We start from the raw sequence: 14,010 nt of genomic DNA on the forward strand, positions 1-14,010 counted from the left end.
TTTGCTCCTCACGCCTGTCCATAGTATAGGTCTGTATTTAGTATTCTAAAAAAGTATATAAGATCATGAGTATAACACCTGATTATTTAATTGAAAGAAGACAAATAAAATCTCGTTTGTTAATTTGGAAGCTAGCAGCTATTATTTTAATTGCGATCGTATTCTTACTAGTCGGTAAAGATTTTGCTCCAAAAGAGGTGTTACCTATTAATAGTAATGAAGACTATATAGCTTCCGTATTAATAGACGAAATAATTCTTGAAGACGAAAAGCGTGACAAAAAACTCAAAAAAATAATCGATGATTCTCATATTAAAGCGTTAATAGTTAACGTAAATTCTCCCGGCGGTACGGTAGTCGGCGCTGAAAAAATTTATAATATTCTGCGTAAAATATCCGCAAAAAAGCCGGTAGTGATAGTTATGGGAACAATGGCTGCAAGCGGCGGTTATTTAATCTCTCTTGGAGGTGATTATATTATCAGCCATAACGGAACTATTACGGGTTCAATCGGTGTAATACTACAAACAGCCGAGGTAACGGAGCTTGCTCAAAAATTGGGGATTAAGTTTAATAATTTCAAATCGGGTGAATTAAAAGCTGTCCCAAATCCTACCGAAAAACTGACGGAAGCAGTGCGGGTAGCCATTATGGAAAATATAGAAGATACTTATAATTTCTTCCTTGAACTTGTTTCAGAGAGGCGTAATCTTCCTATAGAAGAAGTAAAAAAGCTCGCAGACGGACGAGTATATTCAGGTCGTCAGGCTTTAAAGTTAAAGCTTGTGGATGCCATAGGCTCGGAAGATACTGCATTAAAATGGTTACAGGAAGTTCAGAAAATTAATGTTAATCTACTAGTTAAAGATTATCAATTAAAACCAAAACCAAAATTAATGGACATAATACTTGAAGATTTTGATAGTATAGCACCTAGTTTTTTTAAAAATAGTTTTAACGGAATCAAAGCGATTTTTTAATAATGATTACTAAGAATTATTTAATAGATAAAATACATGATAAGCTGAATTATCTTTCTAAAGAAGATGTTAAAGATTCAGTAGATTTAATTTTAGATTATTTAAACGAATCTCTTAAAAAACAAAAGCGTATCGAAATCAGAAATTTCGGTAATTTCTCTATCCGCAAACGCAAATTTCCTGAAAGCGAAAAATTCTATAATACGGTTTATTACAGAATGCCTAAAAATTTATTTAAGGAGTAAATTTCCATGGCTCTTCATACTGAAGATTTAGAACTCTTCAAAAAAATATTATCGATAGATGGGAAGCTGATTATTCAAGCACTTAATATAGACTCTTTTATATATCACGATATTATAGGTAATGGGAAATATGATTCTTTTTTTGAAGCATTATATAATTACTTAAATGATAGTACACCAACAATCATGCCTTTAGTATCTGAATAAGTAAAGAATATTATCCTATTGTTGAAGAATTATGTAATGAATCTTTAAAGGAAAAAACATAATCAATAATGATATATTTAGAAAAAGAATCTGATAATCACCCTCTACCTAGATGGGAATATGAAGAAACTTTAGAATATTATTTAAAAACTAGAAAAAATTATGATCAGCTTAAACCTGAACCCGAAATAGAAAGAAGCAAAGATGAACCTAATTTAAATTATGCAGAATTAAAATATTATGAAGAATCTTTAGACTATTACTGAAAGGTTATAGGGTAGGGTAATAAAATTTTCCTCTCACTTGACATTATAATAATAGGCAGCTATCTTAAGTGTAAAATTAAAACAGGGTATTTATGATAAGGTATTTAATAATTTTATTTGCTTCTATAGCTTTAATTGGCTGTACCGGTCCAAAAACTACGAAACCCAAAGAAGTAGTAGAGCTTGACTGTGATCCAAGCTATGCAATTATGCAAACAATCGATAGTACTAACAGAAATATCGCTAGCACTACTTCATCTCTTCCGAGTACTCCGGCTAGATAGAAATGCTTGCTATTATTTCTTCTGCTAAAACTCTAAATTTCGAGAAGTTAGCTCCCAAGACGGAGCTGACGATTCCAATGTTCCTTACGTTAACTAATCAACTACTTTCTACACTCCAACGCTATTCTGAGAATCAATTATCGAAAATAATGAATATAAGTGCAAAACTTGCACATGTAAATAAAGAAAGATTTAAGGATTTTGATAATCAAGAGAGTAAAGCGGCTATTTTTGCTTATGCAGGAGATGTTTTTAATAATATACATATAGAGAAATTAACTAATCATGCATTAAATTTCTTGCAATCACATTTGCTTATTATATCAGGACTTTACGGAGTCTTAAAACCGCTAGATACTATAGATTAGAAATGGCAACAAAATTAAATGAAATAAATTTAACAAACTTTTGGCAAGATGAAGTCACTAATTATATTAATAAAATTCTTGCTAAACAGGCAAATAAATATTTACTCAACCTAGCATCACAAGAATATTCATCTGTAATAAACTTAAATATCAATTAGTTAACGTTCATTTTAAAGAAACTAGGAACGGTAAATTATCAACAATCGGTATAAATGCTAAAAAAGCTCGAGGGGCGATGGTCAAGGTTATTGCTAACAACCTAATTGACTCACCTGAGCTACTTAAGAATTTCTCATATTGAGGTTATGCATTTAGTACTAAACACTCATCCGATAACGAATTGGTGTTTATTAAGAGTTAACATAGTAGGGGTGAAATACCAATAGAAATGCTTTAAGTTATTAACTTTAATTAAAAATTAGTATTTTCTTTACAAAATAGTGGGTTTACTTTATAATAAATGCCTATTTATTAATAAGTATTTATTATGATAAAAAATCCTAAATCTTTAGCAGTCTCAAAATTTAATCCTATAGCATAGTCATAAAATAAAATAATAGAGTTTAAATCACAAAAGGCTTTGTAGCGGGGGAATGAATAGAACCATTAAAAAATGTAAAAAGTTCTATAGATGCTAGTGCAGAAATAGCAACAACTCTTTTAAACTCTTTAGATAGCAAAACAACAAAAAAATTGGGTATTCCACAAGTAACAAGCCTAACACTTAACACACTAAAAACTTTATTTGATATATTCAAGAACATAAAGTACTGAAAGAAGCCTTAAGCCAATATCTATGTTGCATTAAAAGCGAATAAAGAAATTAGCATTTTTATAAGCCCCAAAACTTATAGTACTCCTATTGTAAATAAAGAACCCAAAACTATTTATTTTATAAATAGTTTTCTTCAACTTCAAGGGATGATCACTGCTATACATTGCAGTATAATGAATAACCATGTGGAAGTAGCAGAAAAATTATTTATAGATATATTGTCAAAATACGAATTTCAAATTCATAAAGCTTATACCAATACTTTATTTGAGTTAGTCAATCAGTTTATATCATGGAGTATGGAGATAAAATTATTAAAGATTTAACGCCTCATATAAGGTATTATTACAATATACGCGCTCTACCATATTAATTAATAATAATCACTTAGATGAAGCTAAAAAATTGCTTACGGCAGCACTTAGCAATATCACTATAGATGATCAAGTAAATGCCAAAGATATATAGGTTGGTGTCAGTATAACTTAGGGGTTATTTATTATAAAACTGGTCAGTTAGAACTAGCTATAAAATATTATAATAGTGCAATAGATAGGTTACCTGAAGAGGAAGAAATCATATATAATTTATGGACTATCTATGGTTATCACTCTGATTCAAAAAATATAGAAAATTTACTAAATAAGATGCCTGAAGGTAGTCTTAAAGCTTTACTAAAATTAGGTCGAGACTTAAATAATATCACCAATGAAAAATTAGAGACAATGAATTCTAAAAATTTATTACCTTACCACGTTCAAAGTTTGGCGCTTTATAAATATACTGCTAAATATAATGCTCTTTCAGATGAGAGATGAGAGAAAAATTGCACAAAAAATACGTTTAGCAAAGTATTTAAATACAATAATTTAAAAAACTGATGTCAATAATACTGATGAGTTACTTGTACTTTCGGTTGCCATTTATACAAAACAATTGGATATAGCACGTAATATATTAAATAACATTCCTAACAACTGCTATTTATAAAAGTTTAAATTTATCTACTTTAGCAGCTTTTCCTGATCCATATTCTATAATTTATAATGCACAAATACATTAAAAAAAGAAGAAATAACAGAAGTCCTTAATGGTGCCAGCATCTCGCTAATGGCAGAAGATGCAAAAGAATTTGTTTCTAAAAATTCTCAAAACGTTTTACAAAATGTAGAGAAAGTTTTAGAAGATGCACCTCAAAATGAAGAAACTTTAGAAATTGGAATAAATGCTGCTTTACTTAATAATGACATAAATAAAGCTAAGGAATATGCAAACCAATTAAGTAAGGAAAAACAAGAAGAAATTTTTACAAATGATTTTGGAGAGGTTAATGACGCAGAGGATTTAGATCAATTATTTAAGCAATATGATGCAAAAAAATTCATCAGTATTATCAGCTTAAAAAAAACAACAGCTTCATATATTAAGTCATAAAATTACTCATTATATCACTTCATGGAATATTCCAGAGAAAGGGTATATTAAAAATACTGAAGCTACTTATATAGGTAAATATAAAGGTCAAGATTGTTATAGTATTATTGATGAAAAAATAAAGAAAGCTGTTGATTCTTTACTGCTACGGTTTGAGAAAGCTATGGAGAAAGGAATAATACATTATCCATATGGAATAAATGGAGTTAAATTTTTGAAGGAGAATACTGTTGAAATAAAAATTAACGCCGGTAAACGTATATTAACGGATAAAATTTATGAAAACACAAGACACGAGTTATTAATAAATTTTGATTATGAGACCAACCCTAAAGAAGCTGAAGTATTTATTAACGGTCACCATTTGGAGATTTGCCCTACCGAAGATTTATAAATTTTATCCTATCTCATTGATATTCTCTAACCTTCTTTGAACACTGAAAAGCCTCTGCTTTATGCTGCGTTCGCCGTTTGATACCTTTGTAGCAATACCGAAAAATGGAGAATGGTGAGTGATAGTGGGCTCGAACCACCGACCTTTACGATGTCAACGTAATGCTCTAACCAACTGAGCTAATCACCCTTATAATTTGTTTAATCTTTATGTAGTTTTGGCTTTAGAATTATGGACCTTATAATATTTACACTTAAGATAAGTGTCAATTGATTAGTTCAAGTTATATGTTAAAAAGATTATATTGATAAAAAATAGTTATATTGCATACATTTATTAAAAAAACAGAAAAAACTCCTAAAAATCAAACCCCGAAGTAAAAAAAGCTTATGAAGAACGAAAAATGGAATTTGAGATAGCAAGCACTTTAATAAAGGTTCATCTTGCATCTAATATGACTCAGGCGGATGTTGCTAAAAAAATGTCTAATTCTCAAGCGCAAATAGCAAGAATGGAAAGCGGACATCATATTCCTAATTTTTTAAGCCTTCAAAAATACGCTAAAGCTGTAAATCAAAAAATTAATTTGTTGATTACCCCATCATAGGGTGTACTACTAAATCTATATGTAGTTTTTAACCCTTGTTTTTTTTAAAAATTCATTAATGTACTAGATTTCAAGCTTTATTTCCATTATTTATAATATTTTATTATTTAGTCTATAATTTTATGGTGGATTTAAAAACTAAAGCCTTTGATATTTCTCAAAATTTCACTATTGCTCTTGACGGTCCTGCTGCTTCAGGTAAAGGGACTATCGGTTTAATACTGGCCAAGCAATTTTCTCTTAAATATTTTCAGTCAAGTATTGTTTATAGGCAACTTGCGTTTGACTGTATTAGTCAAAAAGTAGATGTCACTGATATAGATGCGGTAATTGCTTTATCTAAAGAATTAAAACTCGACAATAATTTTGACTTAGAGAATGAGAATATAGGAAATATAGCATCGCAAATTGCCGTAATAAGTGAAATTAGAAATAATCTAAACAAATACCTGATTAATCTAGTAAAAACAACACCTAGAATGATTATGGAGGGTAGGGATATAGGCACCGTTGTTGCACCTGACGCCGATTTAAAGATTTTTATAACCGCAAATCCTCAAATTAGGGCTGAAAGACGATATAAGCAGTTGCAAGCAAAAGGAAAAACATGTATACTCGATGAGATTTTACGGCAAATAATTTTGCGAGATAAAAGAGATAAAGAGCGAAAAGCTGCACCGTTATTACCGGCTTCAGATGCTTTAATTATCGATACTTCAAAGCTTTCGGCTATGGAAGTCGTAGAAGAAGTAACAAATTATATAAAGAATAAAATAACTTGAAAAAGTGCTAGGTTATTTTATTCCATTTGATGGCGTTATTGCATGGCTAGTATGTCATTCCCGCGTAGGCGGGAATGCAGAGTAACTAAAAGGTAAAAACACACTGAATTTTAATATTAAAAGCTCAATTTCGCTTTTTCTGGATTCCCGCCTACGCGGGAATGACATACTAGCCATGCAAGAGCATCCAATTTTATTAACCTTTCAAAAAAATTTTATTAGTCTAGGCACTTTAGCTAATATTACGAGAAGAATATGTCAATAAAACTAAAACAACGATTTGTTCCACAACTTGCAGCAATGAATCACGAATTTGCAGAAGATTTCTCTAAAATGCTTGAAACTGTTGATACAAGTCATATAAAAGAAAAAACGGTAGTTAAAGGTCAAGTAATCGAAATAAAAAACGATATAATTATTGTTGACGTTGGATTAAAAAATGAAGGTAGAATACCTAAGTCTGAATTTTTAGCTTTACCTGAAGTTGGGGACGTAGTTGAAGTTTTCATCGAGAAAATTGAAGGACGTAACGGCAGAACAATATTGAGCCGTGAAAAAGCAGTTAAAGAAGAATTATGGGGACAACTAGAAATCATGTGTTCCAAGGGTGAATTTGTCGACGGTACGATTTTCGGTCGTGTAAAAGGAGGCTTTACCGTGGATTTATCTGGTGTAGTAGCATTCTTACCGGGAAGCCAAGTTGACGTTAGACCTATTAAAGATCCTACTTCTATAATGAATATCAAGCAACCGTTTAAAATTTTAAGTATGGATAAAAAGCTTGGTAATATAGTAGTTTCAAGAAGAGCTATTTTAGAAGAATCACGTTCCGAAGCTAGAGATGAGATGCTATCTAAAATTAAAGAAGGCATGGTATTAGAAGGAACCGTAAAAAATATTACTGATTACGGTGCGTTTATCGATCTTGGAAGTGTTGACGGTTTATTACATTTAACCGATATTTCTTGGGGCAGAGTTAACCATCCTTCAGAAGTGTTAGACTTTAACCAAAAGGTTAAAGTAATGGTTATTAAGTTTGATGAAAAAACCAAAAGAATATCACTCGGTATAAAACAACTTGATTCTAACCCATGGGAAGCAATTAAAGAAGAATTTCCCGTCGGTAAACAAATGACCGGTAAAGTTACAAATTTTGCTGATTACGGCGTATTTATAGAATTAAAAGACGGGCTTGAAGGACTTGTTCATTCAAGCGAAATTAGTTGGTTAAAATCTAATCAAAATCCTAGAAAAACGCTAACTATAGGGCAAGAAGTAGAATTCGTAGTTTTAGAGGTCGATACTGAAAAGCATCGTGTTTCTTTAAGTATTAAACAATGCCAAGAAAATCCTTTAACAAAGTTCGCTGAAAATAATCCTGTCGGTACTATAATTAAAGCACCGATTAGAAATATTACGGATTTCGGTATTTTTGTTGCACTCGGTAATAATATGGACGGCATGATTCATGAAGGTGATATTAGCTGGGAAGATAAAGGAACGGATCTATTAAAATCATACAAAAAAGGTGACGAAATAGAATGCAAAGTTCTAGCCATTAATATTGAAAAAGAACAAGTTAGTTTAGGTATAAAACAATTGTCGCCGAATCCATATCAAGAAATCAGTGATGAATATAAAAAAGGCACCATAGTTAAAGCCCTTATAACAGAAATTAAAGATGAGGGACTCGAAGTATTATTAAACGATAAAGTAGCAGGTTTTATTAAAAGAACTGAACTATCGGATGAAAAAGACGAGCAGAAGCCTGAAATGTTTCAAATAGACAAAGAAATAGAAGCAAAAGTTGTTTCTATCGAGAAATCAACCGGTAGAATTTTATTATCGGTAAAAGCTCATAAAATAGCAGAACGTCAAAAAGCTCTCAAAGAATATGGTTCTAGTGATAATACTACCAATATGGGAGATATACTTGCTAATGCTTTAGAAGATAAGAAGTAATAATCTATAAGTCATTGCGAGGAGAAACTGTAAGTTTCAACGAAGCAATCTCAGGAGTTCTATGCTACTTCATGAGATTGCCACGTCGGTTATTAAAATAACCTCCTCGTAATGACAACAAACTATTTAATTAATCAATTTCAGGAGAAAATATTAATGTCGTATGTACCGATAGTAATTGAACCAACATCACGCGGTGAACGTGCTTATGATATATATTCAAGATTGCTAAAAGAACGTATAATCTTTGTATGTAGTACTGTTGAAGATCATATGGCAAACTTAATTGTTGCACAATTATTGTTTCTTGAAGCAGAAAATCCTAAAAAAGATATATATATGTATATCAATTCCCCCGGAGGAGTTGTAACCGCAGGTCTTGCGATTTATGACACAATGCAATATATAAAACCTAAAGTGGCTACATTATGCATAGGTCAAGCTTGTTCTATGGGTTCACTTTTACTGTGCGGGGGCGAGAAGGGGATGCGTTATAGTTTACCTCACAGTCGTATTATGATCCATCAACCATCAGGAGGTTATAAAGGGCAAGCTACCGATATAGAAATCCACGCTCAAGAAACCCTAAAAATCAAAAGGTTACTTAACGAATTGTATAGTAAACATACTGAACAAGAGTTAAAACATATCGAAAAAAGTATGGAACGTGATAATTTCATGTCACCGGAAGAAGCAAAACAATTTGGATTAGTAGATAATATAATGTCTTCCAGAGATGCTATGGCATTGTTAGTAAAATAAAGATTAAATTTTATAGATTTAGTTTTATTATTATAGTATAAGAGAATTAATTTGTTATAGTCAAGTCAGTGGGATTTGCACACCAGAAGCGAGGAGTTAAGCCTAACTAATAGGAGAACGACGAATGACGATGCAGGCGAGTCCAAATCAATTGACTATATTGGGGTCATAGCTCAGTTGGTAGAGTGTTTGAATGGCATTCAAAAGGTCGGGGGTTCGACTCCCCCTGGCTCCACCATGTCTTATTGCTCTTTCAATTTATAAATACTTCACACAGTAAACATATCATAAACTAAGGACTTTTTGCTTTTCAAAAAAAGTTAGATAATATTCAAATCTTATCATAATTCCTTTTTAGATTAGTTTTAACTTGCTTAGTGAATTAATAAGAGGCTATAAAATGCATAAAGTAATTACACAATTATCAGAAATTAAATTAATTGGTATTACAACAGGTCGGAGAATATAAAGCTCAAAGCGGGGCATTTTAAAGGAAATTATTTAATGATAAGAAATATATTAACATAAGCTTTACCCCACTTTCTACTTCTCATGTTTTGCTTTTTTTAAAATGGCTAGAAATGCCACATATAAAACTATGGTGGGATAAGGATATAGAATGGAGTTTAGAATTGATCGAACAAAAATACTCAAGCTATGTTATAGGGTATAAGCTAGAAAATAATGAGCCTAAAAATATACACGCTTACATTATAGAAGCAGACTGTACTCCTTTACAATGCTTATGATTTTGAGCGTTCAGACCCATTAATAAACTTACCTTCAAAACTTGCAGCACTTGATTATTTCTTTAATGCTTAGGTTCTGTGGACATTTAATAGAATAATCATAATTATGACTCTTTTTTGCTGCAAATTATAAGTTTTTTTGAAACATGAATAACTATTCCTTCAAAAATCTTATTAATTTTCGCTAAAAAATACTTCAAAATAAAAAATCAATTAGAAATCTTCACAGAACCTAGATATATTAATATAGATTAAGTGTAAAAGGAATTAGTGAGAAAATGCTAAAAGATCAGAATTTAGATATAGAAAGAAAGCAAGACCATATTGAAATTAATCTTACGAAAAACATTGAATCTACACTTAAAAGCGGTTTTGAATCTATTCACTTTATTCACAATGCATTACCGGAAATTAACTACGATAGTGTAAATACAACTACTACTTTCCTCGGAAAATCTTTACAAGCACCTATCCTAATTTCTAGTATGACCGGAGGCACGACTAGAGCTAGAGAGATTAACTATAGACTTGCACAGGTCGCTCAAAAAGCCGGTATTGCTATGGGGCTTGGCTCTATGCGGGTTTTGTTAACGGAACCGGATACAATCAAGACATTTGCAGTAAGGCATATAGCTCCCGATATCCCTTTACTAGCCAATATCGGTGCAGTACAGCTTAATTACGGAGTGACACCTAAAGAATGTCAGTATTTAGTGGATGCTATTAAAGCCGATGCCTTAATTTTACACTTAAACGTGTTACAGGAACTGACTCAGCCGGAAGGTAATAGAAACTGGGAAAAGCTGTTACCTAAGATAAGAGCAGTGGTTAATTACCTCTCTATTCCGGTAATTGTTAAGGAAGTAGGATACGGTTTATCTAAAAAAGTTGCTGAGAGTCTTATTGACGCAGGGGTTAAGGTTCTTGATATTGCAGGGAGCGGTGGGACATCTTGGAGTCAAGTAGAGGCTTATCGTGCTACAAATTCGTTACAAAACCGTATAGCTAGTAGCTTTATTAACTGGGGAATCCCGACTTTAGATTCTCTAAAAATGGTGCGGGAAGTTTCAAAAGATATTCCGATTATTACCAGTGGCGGGTTAAAATCCGGCATTGACGGTGCAAAAGCAATTCGTATAGGAGCTAATATTTTTGGACTTGCCGGTCAATTTTTAAAAGCGGCAGATACTTCTGAAAGCTTGCTTTCCGAAGAGATACAATTGATAATCGAGCAGCTTAAAATTACCATGCTATGCACCGGATCACGCACTTTAAAAGATTTAGCAAAAGCAGAGATTAGGTTGTAGTAAAATTTATATTCATAATATATTGGCACCAAATTCACAAATAACTCTTTCGGTCTTATAATCACTCATTTGGACAAGTTTAATTTCCTCAAGATAAATTACCTTTGGTAAATTCGTTAATGACTTTCCGCCAAAATATTAATGCCGGCTTATTTTCAGGAATAACCGCAACTTCCCATAATCTTTTATGCATTTGCCAAATTTGCTTAGCTACTTGCATACCAACTCCTTATATTTTGAAATCTTGCTATAATAAAACCCCATATTCCAATCGATTTTATAATGCGTTCCAACCTTATTAAGCAATATAAAACCTGCTATTTCGTCATTTACTTTAATTCAATAGGCTTATGCGTTGCACACATTATAGCGAGTGGAAAGAATACCATCGCATACGCGCTGAACAAATTTTTAATACTATAAACGTAAAATATGATTCTAACCATCCAACTATAACGGCAGAGAATCATTATCATTTTGTGTTATATAAAAGAGTTAAAATCGTTGCAACGGTTCATATAGAATTTTTCAATGAAAATGAATTGGCACTAAGGTCACTTGCAGTAGATAGGCCTTATCAAAACCAAGGATTCGGTAAATATAAAATGAAGCTTGCGGTTTTAAACCATTATTTAATTTAAAGCCACAAAACTATGAATTTAATATGGTGTATATGGTTAATGAATCTAGAATCTAAAAATCCTCTACAAAATTTAATTCTGTTTGAGCAAGACGCACGGGGCTATGGTTTTGATTGGCCGGATCATGAGATGATTTTAGAGCAGGCAATAGATGAATGTAGAGAGAGATAAAAGAAGCTATTGATATGCCGAACCACCGGAAAGAGTACAAGAAGCAATAGGGGCTTTGCTCCATACGGCAATTTCGTTGTGTATTTTTTCAGGGGTGGATGTTGAGACAACGCTTAGCAAGACAAATGAAAAATTTGAAAAACGTATGAGAGCAATAAAAATGCTTACCAAAAAGCATAACCTGTCAACTCTGCAAGGACAATCCGTAGAATTTATGCTGAAGCTTTGGAAAGCAGCAAAAGAGATAACTAAAAATGTTTAACCCTAAAAGCATTCTTAAATTAATAATCTTTCTTAGTATATTTTTACTTACTTTATGCGGAGTAAATTTTGCTTTGCATTGGCATAATCCCGACGTAAATAATGAAGTAGCTGATGATATAGGAATTTGTTTATATAAAAATGCTCATAAAAGCCTACAGGTTAATTCTATGGGAATAGCATTTAATATTTCCTATACCCCAAATGCTGAAAAAGACTGTTTTAATCCATCTTTCCCTATTATTCATACTACAACAGATGCAAAACATAATACTTGGCTTCACATAGTTCGCACTGATTTGCTCGGATAAGGAATTACAAGAGTTTATAGACGGTGATATAAAACTCAATTACCCATTTTACACTTTAGAACAAGATTTTTATGATTCTCCTTTATGGTACTACACACTTTTCTCTAAACCTTTATCTTACTGGATCGGTCACGTTTATGCCATTAAAATTGATCATGAGCATAAAACAATAAAAGTTATAAACGGTATCAAATGGGGGTTTAAGCTCTCGTATTGTCCCATTAAGCCGAGAATGATTTTACCATCGCCGCTTAGTTTAGAAGACGGGCAAGAGGATTGGAATATTTTTACAGAAGAATTAAAAGGATATACAACGAATTAAACTATCACTCAAATATGATCTCTTTAAGATTTTTAAGAAATTTATTATTTACTCAAGTGGCATAATACGCTCAAAATATTCATCCCTTATTCCTAAAAACAAATCAAAAAAAGTAGAGCTAACTGTACTTTGTAAACGGCAATACTCTATTTTAGAATTTTTTATTGTCCACTTCTCCTCAAGTGCTTTACTTACTTTTTTATGTATATTATTTATAATTATACTAACGATGTTATCTGCATCATATTCATCGTCTTTCAATGAGATATAATATATTCATATTTAGCAATTTGATGCCATATATCACTGACTTCTTTTTGCCATGATGAAGACCATGCACCTTTAACTATATTTCGCACAGAATTTAAATATTCTTTTTTTTTCTTCAATATCCATATTAGGCAAAAGATCCCATAAAACTTTGTTTGGATAATAGTCTGTTAATGCTTTTTCTTGATTGAATTTGAAGGTATCAAGACTGTTTGTTAAAGGATTAATTAATACAAAGTCTCTACGACCTAGATGTCCTACAATATGATCATTTAAATTTTTGTCTGGTGCTAAACTCAGTACAGAATATCCTTTTAAATATGGCTTTACAAATTCAAGGTCTTCAGAAGCAGAATGTTCTACTACACTTAATAAATATAAAGCATCTTTTAGAGTTAATTCTTCAATTGGCGGAGCTTTTTTATACAAAAATGTATCTATTAAAATACGTCTTTTTGCTTTTTCTTCAGTGTGTTTTTGCTGTTTTATAGATTTCTTACAATTATCACATGAACAACTAGAGTTCTTGTTATGATTACATATAGGACCCAATAGAGCAAAACTCATTGCTCCATAAACATAGCTATAATAATTTCTACTCTTTAGCTTAATAACTAAATTTGTATCTCGGCAGTATTTACAGAATAATTTATGATGCGTAACAAGCGGAAATAAACTAACTAAACTATTGGGAGATACATTAACATTAAATTCTTCTAATAAATTAGCTATTTTCTCATAGTTATAATAACGTTTTATTAAATCTTTGATTTGTTCTTCTGTTAAATGTGATAAATCTTTATGAGCCATAACTTAATATAAATTAATTGATTCTTAGGTATATAATTGTAACTTATAAAATTACAGCTGTAATAAAAAAATAATATAAATCAACTATTTTTATTATAAAAG

Annotated in this window: 20 protein-coding genes, 2 tRNA genes and 3 pseudogenes; 20 read left to right on the forward strand and 5 right to left on the reverse strand. The window is 31.5% G+C overall.

Annotated elements, in window-relative coordinates; all coding sequences use genetic code 11:
* The first annotated feature begins 65 nt into the window (after nucleotides 1–65).
* The 6 genes and pseudogenes from sppA to TENJIKU01_RS02905 form a co-directional block, all read left to right on the forward strand.
* The gene (gene sppA / locus TENJIKU01_RS02880; RefSeq protein ID WP_064429137.1) at nucleotides 66–980 is read left to right on the forward strand and encodes a signal peptide peptidase SppA; all 915 of its coding nucleotides are present in this window, start codon (nucleotides 66–68) and stop codon (nucleotides 978–980) included.
* Between the two features lie 2 nt (nucleotides 981–982).
* Nucleotides 983–1,225, forward strand: a complete 243-nt coding sequence (locus TENJIKU01_RS02885) for an HU family DNA-binding protein (RefSeq protein WP_004998379.1) — start codon at nucleotides 983–985, stop codon at nucleotides 1,223–1,225.
* A gap of 6 nt (nucleotides 1,226–1,231) precedes the next feature.
* Nucleotides 1,232–1,432, forward strand: a complete 201-nt coding sequence (locus tag TENJIKU01_RS02890; protein ID WP_004998378.1) for a hypothetical protein — start codon at nucleotides 1,232–1,234, stop codon at nucleotides 1,430–1,432.
* Nucleotides 1,433–1,500: 68 nt separating this feature from the next.
* The gene (locus TENJIKU01_RS02895; protein WP_064429138.1) at nucleotides 1,501–1,698 is read left to right on the forward strand and encodes a hypothetical protein; all 198 of its coding nucleotides are present in this window, start codon (nucleotides 1,501–1,503) and stop codon (nucleotides 1,696–1,698) included.
* Nucleotides 1,699–1,790: 92 nt separating this feature from the next.
* Entirely contained in the window at nucleotides 1,791–1,982 is a 192-nt protein-coding gene (locus TENJIKU01_RS02900; protein ID WP_064429139.1) for a hypothetical protein, read from the forward strand.
* Between the two features lie 2 nt (nucleotides 1,983–1,984).
* Nucleotides 1,985–2,585 (forward strand): annotated as a pseudogene (locus TENJIKU01_RS02905) (YaaA family protein); the annotation flags it as partial.
* Nucleotides 2,586–2,821: 236 nt separating this feature from the next.
* On the opposite strand, the pseudogene TENJIKU01_RS10615 reads toward TENJIKU01_RS02905, so the two are convergent.
* Nucleotides 2,822–3,030 (reverse strand): annotated as a pseudogene (locus tag TENJIKU01_RS10615) (hypothetical protein).
* Nucleotides 3,031–3,298: 268 nt separating this feature from the next.
* On the opposite strand from TENJIKU01_RS10615, the gene TENJIKU01_RS08335 reads away from it, so the two are divergent.
* The 4 genes from TENJIKU01_RS08335 (at nucleotide 3,299) to TENJIKU01_RS08350 (ending at nucleotide 4,953) form a co-directional block, all read left to right on the forward strand.
* Nucleotides 3,299–3,451 (forward strand): hypothetical protein, encoded by a 153-nt coding sequence (locus TENJIKU01_RS08335; protein ID WP_172795030.1) that lies wholly within the window; start codon nucleotides 3,299–3,301, stop codon nucleotides 3,449–3,451.
* 321 nt (nucleotides 3,452–3,772) lie between these two features.
* The gene (locus tag TENJIKU01_RS08890; protein WP_172795031.1) at nucleotides 3,773–3,943 is read left to right on the forward strand and encodes a hypothetical protein; all 171 of its coding nucleotides are present in this window, start codon (nucleotides 3,773–3,775) and stop codon (nucleotides 3,941–3,943) included.
* A 292-nt stretch (nucleotides 3,944–4,235) separates the two neighbouring features.
* Nucleotides 4,236–4,559: a hypothetical protein gene (locus TENJIKU01_RS08345; RefSeq protein WP_016830816.1), complete on the forward strand. Its 324-nt coding sequence runs from the start codon at nucleotides 4,236–4,238 to the stop codon at nucleotides 4,557–4,559.
* Between the two features lie 214 nt (nucleotides 4,560–4,773).
* Nucleotides 4,774–4,953: a hypothetical protein gene (locus TENJIKU01_RS08350; RefSeq protein WP_227779886.1), complete on the forward strand. Its 180-nt coding sequence runs from the start codon at nucleotides 4,774–4,776 to the stop codon at nucleotides 4,951–4,953.
* Between the two features lie 112 nt (nucleotides 4,954–5,065).
* Here the strand turns inward: TENJIKU01_RS08350 and TENJIKU01_RS02925 are convergent.
* Nucleotides 5,066–5,142 (reverse strand) — tRNA-Val (locus TENJIKU01_RS02925).
* 214 nt (nucleotides 5,143–5,356) lie between these two features.
* On the opposite strand from TENJIKU01_RS02925, the gene TENJIKU01_RS02930 reads away from it, so the two are divergent.
* The 7 genes from TENJIKU01_RS02930 to fni all read left to right on the forward strand — a co-directional run bounded on the left by TENJIKU01_RS02930 (nucleotide 5,357) and on the right by fni (nucleotide 11,122).
* Nucleotides 5,357–5,560, forward strand: coding sequence for a helix-turn-helix transcriptional regulator (locus TENJIKU01_RS02930; RefSeq protein ID WP_064429141.1), 204 nt, complete (start codon nucleotides 5,357–5,359; stop codon nucleotides 5,558–5,560).
* Nucleotides 5,561–5,682: 122 nt separating this feature from the next.
* Nucleotides 5,683–6,342, forward strand: a complete 660-nt coding sequence (gene cmk, locus TENJIKU01_RS02935; RefSeq protein ID WP_064429142.1) for a (d)CMP kinase — start codon at nucleotides 5,683–5,685, stop codon at nucleotides 6,340–6,342.
* 255 nt (nucleotides 6,343–6,597) lie between these two features.
* Nucleotides 6,598–8,304, forward strand: a complete 1,707-nt coding sequence (locus TENJIKU01_RS02940) for a 30S ribosomal protein S1 (protein ID WP_064429143.1) — start codon at nucleotides 6,598–6,600, stop codon at nucleotides 8,302–8,304.
* A 156-nt stretch (nucleotides 8,305–8,460) separates the two neighbouring features.
* Nucleotides 8,461–9,066: an ATP-dependent Clp endopeptidase proteolytic subunit ClpP gene (gene clpP / locus TENJIKU01_RS02945; protein WP_064429144.1), complete on the forward strand. Its 606-nt coding sequence runs from the start codon at nucleotides 8,461–8,463 to the stop codon at nucleotides 9,064–9,066.
* Between the two features lie 162 nt (nucleotides 9,067–9,228).
* Nucleotides 9,229–9,304: transfer RNA gene (locus TENJIKU01_RS02950), tRNA-Ala, on the forward strand.
* Between the two features lie 343 nt (nucleotides 9,305–9,647).
* Entirely contained in the window at nucleotides 9,648–9,815 is a 168-nt protein-coding gene (locus tag TENJIKU01_RS08895; protein WP_012736638.1) for a hypothetical protein, read from the forward strand.
* Between the two features lie 278 nt (nucleotides 9,816–10,093).
* A complete protein-coding gene (fni, locus tag TENJIKU01_RS02955; RefSeq protein WP_064429145.1) occupies nucleotides 10,094–11,122 on the forward strand; it encodes a type 2 isopentenyl-diphosphate Delta-isomerase in 1,029 nt (342 codons plus the stop codon).
* A gap of 88 nt (nucleotides 11,123–11,210) precedes the next feature.
* Here fni and TENJIKU01_RS09565 read toward each other — a convergent pair whose 3' ends face one another.
* Nucleotides 11,211–11,342, reverse strand: coding sequence for an acetyltransferase (locus tag TENJIKU01_RS09565; RefSeq protein ID WP_227779888.1), 132 nt, complete (start codon nucleotides 11,340–11,342; stop codon nucleotides 11,211–11,213).
* A 130-nt stretch (nucleotides 11,343–11,472) separates the two neighbouring features.
* Between TENJIKU01_RS09565 and TENJIKU01_RS02965 the strand changes: the two genes are divergently transcribed.
* The 3 genes and pseudogenes from TENJIKU01_RS02965 (at nucleotide 11,473) to TENJIKU01_RS02975 (ending at nucleotide 12,506) form a co-directional block, all read left to right on the forward strand.
* Complete coding sequence (locus tag TENJIKU01_RS02965) at nucleotides 11,473–11,763, forward strand: GNAT family N-acetyltransferase (protein ID WP_064429146.1); 291 nt, start codon at nucleotides 11,473–11,475, stop codon at nucleotides 11,761–11,763.
* 129 nt (nucleotides 11,764–11,892) lie between these two features.
* Nucleotides 11,893–12,196: pseudogene (locus TENJIKU01_RS02970) on the forward strand (nucleotide pyrophosphohydrolase).
* Entirely contained in the window at nucleotides 12,189–12,506 is a 318-nt protein-coding gene (locus TENJIKU01_RS02975; protein WP_064429147.1) for a hypothetical protein, read from the forward strand. The pseudogene TENJIKU01_RS02970 and the gene TENJIKU01_RS02975 overlap by 8 nt, the downstream one beginning before the upstream one ends.
* Nucleotides 12,507–12,876: 370 nt before the next feature.
* On the opposite strand, the gene TENJIKU01_RS02980 is transcribed toward TENJIKU01_RS02975, so the two are convergent.
* A complete protein-coding gene (locus TENJIKU01_RS02980; protein WP_064429148.1) occupies nucleotides 12,877–13,089 on the reverse strand; it encodes a hypothetical protein in 213 nt (70 codons plus the stop codon).
* A gap of 81 nt (nucleotides 13,090–13,170) precedes the next feature.
* A complete protein-coding gene (locus TENJIKU01_RS09570) occupies nucleotides 13,171–13,908 on the reverse strand; it encodes a hypothetical protein (protein ID WP_227779892.1) in 738 nt (245 codons plus the stop codon).
* Nucleotides 13,909–14,010 lie beyond the last annotated feature (102 nt).

Source organism: Rickettsia sp. Tenjiku01, from assembly GCF_001653015.1.
In the GTDB taxonomy this organism is placed as follows: Bacteria; Pseudomonadota; Alphaproteobacteria; order Rickettsiales; family Rickettsiaceae; genus Rickettsia; species Rickettsia rickettsii.